The 6,402-nt window shown below is 65.2% G+C and carries 7 protein-coding genes; 6 read left to right on the top strand and 1 reads right to left on the bottom strand.

All coding sequences use genetic code 11. The features are described 5' to 3' along the window. The 3 genes from VFA16_RS05835 to VFA16_RS05825 form a co-directional block, all read left to right on the top strand. Window positions 1–1,174: aldehyde dehydrogenase family protein (locus VFA16_RS05835; protein ID WP_324966909.1), on the top strand; the 1,174-nt coding region annotated here is incomplete at its 5' end. Further along, window positions 1,171–2,340, top strand: a complete 1,170-nt coding sequence (locus VFA16_RS05830; protein ID WP_324966908.1) for an NDMA-dependent alcohol dehydrogenase — start codon at window positions 1,171–1,173, stop codon at window positions 2,338–2,340. The genes VFA16_RS05835 and VFA16_RS05830, both read left to right, overlap by 4 nt. 49 nt (window positions 2,341–2,389) lie before the next feature. Next, complete coding sequence (locus VFA16_RS05825) at window positions 2,390–2,665, top strand: DUF3303 domain-containing protein (RefSeq protein ID WP_324966907.1); 276 nt, start codon at window positions 2,390–2,392, stop codon at window positions 2,663–2,665. Between the two features lie 225 nt (window positions 2,666–2,890). Here the strand turns inward: VFA16_RS05825 and VFA16_RS05820 are convergent, their stop codons facing one another. Further along, window positions 2,891–3,652, bottom strand: coding sequence for a class I SAM-dependent methyltransferase (locus VFA16_RS05820; protein ID WP_324966906.1), 762 nt, complete (start codon window positions 3,650–3,652; stop codon window positions 2,891–2,893). Between the two features lie 64 nt (window positions 3,653–3,716). Between VFA16_RS05820 and pcaH the strand changes: the two genes are divergently transcribed. The 3 genes from pcaH to VFA16_RS05805 are packed head-to-tail and all read left to right on the top strand — an operon-like array spanning window position 3,717 to window position 6,245. Beyond that, a complete protein-coding gene (pcaH, locus tag VFA16_RS05815; RefSeq protein WP_324966905.1) occupies window positions 3,717–4,466 on the top strand; it encodes a protocatechuate 3,4-dioxygenase subunit beta in 750 nt (249 codons plus the stop codon). Next, entirely contained in the window at window positions 4,459–5,019 is a 561-nt protein-coding gene (gene pcaG / locus VFA16_RS05810; protein ID WP_324966904.1) for a protocatechuate 3,4-dioxygenase subunit alpha, read from the top strand. The genes pcaH and pcaG overlap by 8 nt, the downstream gene beginning before the upstream one ends. Beyond that, the gene (locus VFA16_RS05805; protein WP_324966903.1) at window positions 5,016–6,245 is read left to right on the top strand and encodes a lyase family protein; all 1,230 of its coding nucleotides are present in this window, start codon (window positions 5,016–5,018) and stop codon (window positions 6,243–6,245) included. Before pcaG ends, VFA16_RS05805 begins: the two co-directional genes overlap by 4 nt. Window positions 6,246–6,402 lie beyond the last annotated feature (157 nt).

The raw sequence follows: 6,402 nt of genomic DNA, 5'->3' as shown, positions 1-6,402 counted from the left end.
CAAAAGGCTGACCACGGTGTATCGGCCGTACCCGGTGGTCGGTGTGATCACGCCGTGGAACGGTCCGTTCGTCGTGCCGAGCATGGACGTGGTTCCTGCGCTGGCGGCCGGCGCCGCAGTGTTGTTGAAGCCGTCAGAGGTCACGCCGCTGAGCGCGATCGAATTCGTGCGCGGGTGGACCGAGATCGGCGCCCCGCCGGTGCTCGCGCTGGCGACCGGCTACGGCGAGACAGGTGCCGCCGTCATTGCCAATGCCGACTTCGTCCAATTCACCGGGTCTACGGCGACGGGACGCAAGGTCGCCGTCCAGTGTGCACAGCGCCTGATCCCTTACAGCCTGGAGCTCGGCGGGAAGGATCCGGCGATCGTGCTCGCCGACGCCGACCTGGACCGGGCTGCCAACGGCATCACGTGGGGCGGGCTGCTTAATTCCGGGCAGATCTGCGTGTCGGTGGAGCGGGTCTATGTCGAGGAGCCCGTCTACGACGAGTTCGTCGAGAAGCTCACCAAGAACGTCCGGCAGTTGAGGCAAGGTCAAGACGACCGGGGATACAAGTTCGACGTCGGGGCATTGGCCACCGCCGCGCAACGCGACATCGTGCAGCGCCACGTCGAGGAAGCGGTCGCCAAGGGCGCCAAGGTGCTCACCGGTGGAAAGCCGACCGGCACCGGCACCTTCTTCGAGCCGACCGTGCTCACTGACGTCGACCATTCCATGTCGTGCATGACCGAAGAGACGTTCGGCCCGACGCTGCCGGTGGTGAAGGTCGCCGACGAGGCTGAGGCGATCCGGCTGGCCAACGACTCCGATTACGGACTGTCGGCCACGGTGTGGACCAGGGATCGCGAACGGGCCCAACGGATTGCCCGTCAACTCGACGTTGGCGCGGTGAATATCAACGACGCGATCGCCAACGCCTTCGCCCTGGCCCTTCCGATGGGCGGTTGGAAGCACTCAGGTGTCGGCAGCCGGCTCGGCGGCGCCGCCGGCATTCGCAAGTACTGCCGCGAGCAGGCGATCACGGCACCGCGGATTCCTACGCAGTCGAAGGAACTGCTGTGGTATCCGGTGTCGCGTCGTCGGGTCAAGTTGGCTATGGGCGTGATGCGCGCGGCCGCGGCTCGCGGCGTGCGCCGGTTCGGCGTCACGCCGCACGGGAGGCGCGAGCGATGAAGTGCAAGGCCGCAGTGCTGCGCGGAGTTGGGCACGACTGGGAGATCTGCGACATTGATCTCGATCCGCTTCGTCATGGCGAGGTTTTGGTACGGATGGCAGTTGCCGGCATCTGTCATTCCGACGACCATTTCGCCACCGGCGACATGGTGCCCACCCCGGAAATGGTTGAGACTATGGCCGCCAACGGCTTACCCGCGCCGGATTGGTTCCCGCTGCTTGGTGGTCACGAGGGCGCGGGCGTTATCGAAGAAGTCGGTCCGGGCGTGACAGCCCTGAAACCCGGTGACCGCGTGGCCATGTCGTTCATTCCCGCCTGCGGCAATTGCCGCTGGTGTGTGAGCGGGCGGAGCTACCTCTGCGATACAGGTGCCAGCCTGCTTACGAAGGAGATGCCGACCGACGGGACCCCTCGTCGCCATCTGGGTGACGAAGACCTTATGGCCTTCGCCCAACTCGGGACGTTTGCGGAGTATGCGGTGGTGGCGGAAAGATCCGCCATCAGGATCGATGACTCGATTCCGTTCCACGCCGCTTCCCTGGTGTCGTGCGGTGTGACTACCGGGTGGGGATCGGCGACGGTGTCTGCGGGCACGGAGCTGGGTGACACCGTCGTCGTCCTCGGCACCGGGGGTGTTGGGATGAACGCGGTACAGGGGGCACGCGCGGCGGGTGCCAAGTACGTCGTCGCGGTCGATCCCCTTGAGTTCAAGCGTGATTCGGCCAAGATTTTCGGTGCGACGCATACCAGCCCGTCGGCCGAGGAGGCTATCGGTTTAGTGCGAGAACTCACGCAGGGTGTGATGGCCGACCGCGTCGTGGTGACCGCGGGCGTGGTTCACGTCGATCTGATCCCGTTAGCGATGACGATGACCCGCAAGGGTGGCACCTGCGTGCTGACCGGCATCACACCGACCAGCGAAACGCTGGTTCCGCTGCAGCTTCAGGAAATGGTGTTTTGGGGCAAGCAGCTCAAGGGTGTCCCATACGGCGGCATGAATCCGCGCACCGCCATGCCGATGCTGCTGTCGCTGTATGCGGCCGGTGCGTTGAAACTCGACGAGTTGGTGACGCGCCGCTACCGGCTCGACGAGATCAACCAGGCGATCGCCGATCTACACGAGGGGCGAAATATCCGCGGAATCATCGAATTCCCAGGCGTCTAGCGGAGCGGCAATCGCTTCCGTGGCGGTCAATATCAAGAAAGGATGACACATGAAATACCTTGTTCAGTGGAACTTCTCGGAGCCGTCCATGGTCCGACCGGCGGCCCAGCGTTTCCTCAAGACCGGTGCCAAACCGCCGGAGGGCGCGACACAACTCGGTCGCTGGTTCGGCCTCAACGGCAAGGGATGTGCCGTGCTCGAGGCCTCGGATCCCAAGCCGGTATTCGAGCTCATCTCCGAGTGGCAGGAGTACATGGAGATCGAGGCCACGCCGGTACTCGAAGACGACGACGCCGGCGCAATCATCGGCAAGTTGTACGGGTAAAGCAGCGATCGGCGGAAGGTCGGACAACGCGCCGAGAACGACGGCGGGGAGTGGTGAGGGGCCTCCCCGCCGTACTTCGGCGATCGTCTCGAGCTGCTGCAACCGCTGCGCCGCGGAAAGATCGCCGAACTGCGCGGCGGTTTTCAAAACTCAGCACTTCCGCCGCGAGTCAACGGCCACCTCGACCGCGCATAGAGCCTGAACGCGCAGCCGACGGCACAGCTCTCAACGACGGCCGATCCCGGCCATCATCATCGGGGTGAATACGCGCCTGTTCTCGCGCAAGCGAGCGCTGGCCGCGTCGGCGTCTTCGGCCGGCAGCAGGCCGGCATCGACGACGGCGTCCCGCACGCTCTCGAACGACAGCCTGAAGAAGTCGAAGCCCGGCGAGCTGGAGTCGATTACCCGAGCACGGCCCTCACCGCGAATGTCGGACAGCCCCGCGGCGGCCATGTCGTCGAAGAGGCGGCGGCCATAGCGTGGCTCGAAGCCGGCTTGCTGCATGAACGTGATGATCGCTTCCGATACCCGCTCGAACTGCGGATCGACGTCGTCGAGGCCGAACCCGGTCCAGTCGTAGTCCTCGACAACCAGCCAACCGCCAGGCCGCAGCGCAGCGGCCAGCCGCGCGAGGATCTGCCGGCGCTCGGTGAGGTGTTCGAGCACCAGCCGGGCATGCACCAAGTCAAACTCATCCTTCGGCAGCTCGCCGGTGCGGATGTCCAGGCAGCGGACCTCGACCGCGCCGCCGGCGAGCGGTTCGATGAACCGCGTGTCGATGTCGATCGCCACGACCGTGGCGCCGCGGCCGGCCATCCATTGCACCAGTGAGCCCCCACCCGCACCGACCTCGAGGCATCTCCACCCAGCACCGATGCCGAGATCGTCGAGCAACGCTTGGCTGCCGGGATCCCAGAGGCTCTCCATGCCGGCCAGCCTCGCCCGCTCCTCGGCGAAGCCTTGGTCGTAGACATATTCTTTTGGCACGGCATAAGGCTATTGCGGTCAATCTGGTTGAGCCCGCTCGGTTAGGTGGTTACCGTCACGCTTGATGGAAACCGCAGCGGAGCGCGTCGCATCTCAACGCGACATCACAGCGGAGATCGCGCGCATCGCAGCCGGCTACCAGGGGGGAGAAAACCAGCCGCGGCTGAACTACCCGCCGTATCGCAGTAGCGCGTTGCGCCACCCGAAATCGCCGTTGGTCTGGGTGGACCCGGAGGAGATTGAGCGTTGGTCTCCGTGCTTCGGTGATCGCGACGTCGAGCCGCTTGACGCAGACCTGACCGCCGGCCATGCCGGGGAGCCGATCGGGGAGCGCACCGTCGTGAGCGGGCGGGTACTGGATACAAGGGGCAGACCGGTGGCGGGCCAACTCGTCGAAGTTTGGCAAGCAAATGCCAGCGGTCGCTACCACCACCAGAGCGATCAGCATCCTGCGCCGATAGACCCGAATTTCACCGGCGTCGGCCGCTGCCTGACCGAACCCGATGGAAGCTACCGGTTTTTGACCATCAAGCCCGGTCCTTATCCGTGGCGCAATCACCACAACGCCTGGCGCCCAGCGCATATCCACTTCTCCGTCTTCGGAACGGCCTTCACACAGCGGCTGGTCACCCAGATGTATTTCCCGGGCGATCCGCTGTTCGGCTTGGACCCGATCCTTCAATCGATCCTCGACCCCGCTGCCCGCAACCGGCTGATCGCCACCTATGACCATGACGTGACGGTGCCGGAATATGCGACCGGCTACCGCTGGGACATCGTGCTGGGCCGAACGTGGACCGACACCGATGGCTAGCCTGGTCGAGACCCCGGGCCAAACCGTCGGCCCATTCTTCCACTGCGCCTTGCCGTATGAGGGCGACAGTGACTTGGTCACCGACGCCCACGTCGGCGCCGTCCGATTACACGGAACGGTGTACGACGGCGCCGGAGACGGAGTGCCGGACGCACTGGTCGAACTGTGGCAGCCCGACTCCAAGGGCAACCTTGTGCAACAGCCAGGCTCACTGCGGCGCGACGGCCGGACATTCACCGGGTGGGGCAGATCGGCGACTGATGCAGCCGGACGCTACCGCTTCAGCACGGTGATGCCCGGATCGCCGACTCCTGGGCGACCGGCATTCTTCGCGATCACGGTGTTCGCGCGGGGATTGTTGAACCGGTTGTTCACTCGCGCATACCTACCGGGCGGCGACTTCGAGGCCGATCCGCTGCTCACCAGTATCGACTCCGCCCGCCGACAGACGTTGATCTGCATCGCCGAGCCCGGTGCGGTGTATCGCTTCGACATTCACCTTCAGGGCCGCAACGAGACGGTATTTCTGGCCTATCGCGGTGATCGCCGATGACCAACCTACTGTGGCCGGGAGATGAGCGCGCCGGCGAGCTCATGACCGACCGGGCGTTGCTGCAGTCGATGGTCGCGGTCGAATCTGCCTGGTTGAAAGCCTTAGTGGAGACCGGGCTTGCCCCGGCCGAGTGCGCCGGTGTCGACATGGCGCAGCTGGTAGGGGAGCAGGATCGCAAAATGCTTACCGAGGCTGCCGAGGGCGGTGGCAATCCGGTCATCGGTCTCGTGGGGTTGCTTCGGGAACGGGCAGACCCGGCGGTGGGCTGGTGGATCCACCGAGGCCTCACCAGCCAGGATGTTCTCGACACCGCGCTGATGTCAGGTATCCGGGTTGTCGTTGACCATCTGACATCGATTCTGGTCGAGCAGGTTTCGGCACTATCCGGGCTTGCGACCACCCATCGCGGCACGCCGATGGTAGCCCGCACCCTGACCCAGCACGCGGTACCCACGACGTTCGGCGCGAAAGCCGCCGGGTGGTTGAACGGCGTGACTGACGCCTATTGGCGACTGACTGCGCTGGCTACTCCTGCCCAGCTCGGCGGTGCCGCCGGAACATTGGCTGCCACAACGGAATTCGCGAAGCTTGCCGGCAGAACCGACGACCCTGCGCAGATGTCACTCCAACTAGCTCAAACCGCAACCAGGACATTGGGTCTGGATGCCCGGATGCCGTGGCATACCACCAGGACGCCGGTGACCGCCGCCGCGGACGCCCTGGTCGGCTGCACCGATGTGTGGGGCCATATCGCTTCGGACGTCGTTGTTCTGGCCCGGCCGGAGATCGGTGAGCTGAGTGAACCCGCAGGCGCCAACCGCGGCGGATCATCGACGATGCCGCACAAGCGCAATCCGGTGCTTTCCGTCTTGATTCGGCGGGCTGCCATTGCCGCACCCCCACTGGCCGCGGCGCTGCACACCGCGGCGGTGTTGGCGAACGACGAACGCCCAGACGGTTCGTGGCATGCCGAGTGGGACACATTGCGGATCCTGGCTCGCCGGACTGTCGTCGCGGGCTCGCAATGCAGCGAACTGCTGGCCGGTCTAGAGGTCAATTCGGGTCGGATGGCTGACAACCTTGCCGCGGCAGATGTTTCGGGTGAGCAGCGGACCATCGCCGATTTCCTCGGAAAGCCGCCGTCAGCAACGTATTTAGGCGCCGTCGACAGTGTCGTGGACGAAAGCCTGGCACGGGCGCGACCGATATTGCAGGACCGCTCGTGAGCACGCCCACCATCCGCGGGTCCCACTTGGGTGGCGCACCCGATCGACCGGCCTTGGTGGTGGGGCCGTCGCTGGGCACATCGGTGCACGCGTTGTGGACGGCGGCGGCGGAACGGATGGCAGACACGTACCACGTCATCGGGTGGGATCTTCCCGG

This window comes from Mycobacterium sp., from assembly GCF_035653355.1.
Classification (GTDB): domain Bacteria; phylum Actinomycetota; class Actinomycetes; order Mycobacteriales; family Mycobacteriaceae; genus Mycobacterium.
Note: the sequence above shows the minus strand (reverse complement) of the source record. Positions and strands in the feature narration are given on the sequence as shown.

Coding starts and splice junctions, on each gene's coding strand:
- pcaG (WP_324966904.1), top strand. CDS start 4,459: ATGGCTAGCCTGGTCGAGACCCCGGGCCAAACCGTCGGCCCATTCTTC.
- VFA16_RS05805 (WP_324966903.1), top strand. CDS start 5,016: ATGACCAACCTACTGTGGCCGGGAGATGAGCGCGCCGGCGAGCTCATG.
- pcaH (WP_324966905.1), top strand. CDS start 3,717: ATGGAAACCGCAGCGGAGCGCGTCGCATCTCAACGCGACATCACAGCG.
- VFA16_RS05825 (WP_324966907.1), top strand. CDS start 2,390: ATGAAATACCTTGTTCAGTGGAACTTCTCGGAGCCGTCCATGGTCCGA.
- VFA16_RS05830 (WP_324966908.1), top strand. CDS start 1,171: ATGAAGTGCAAGGCCGCAGTGCTGCGCGGAGTTGGGCACGACTGGGAG.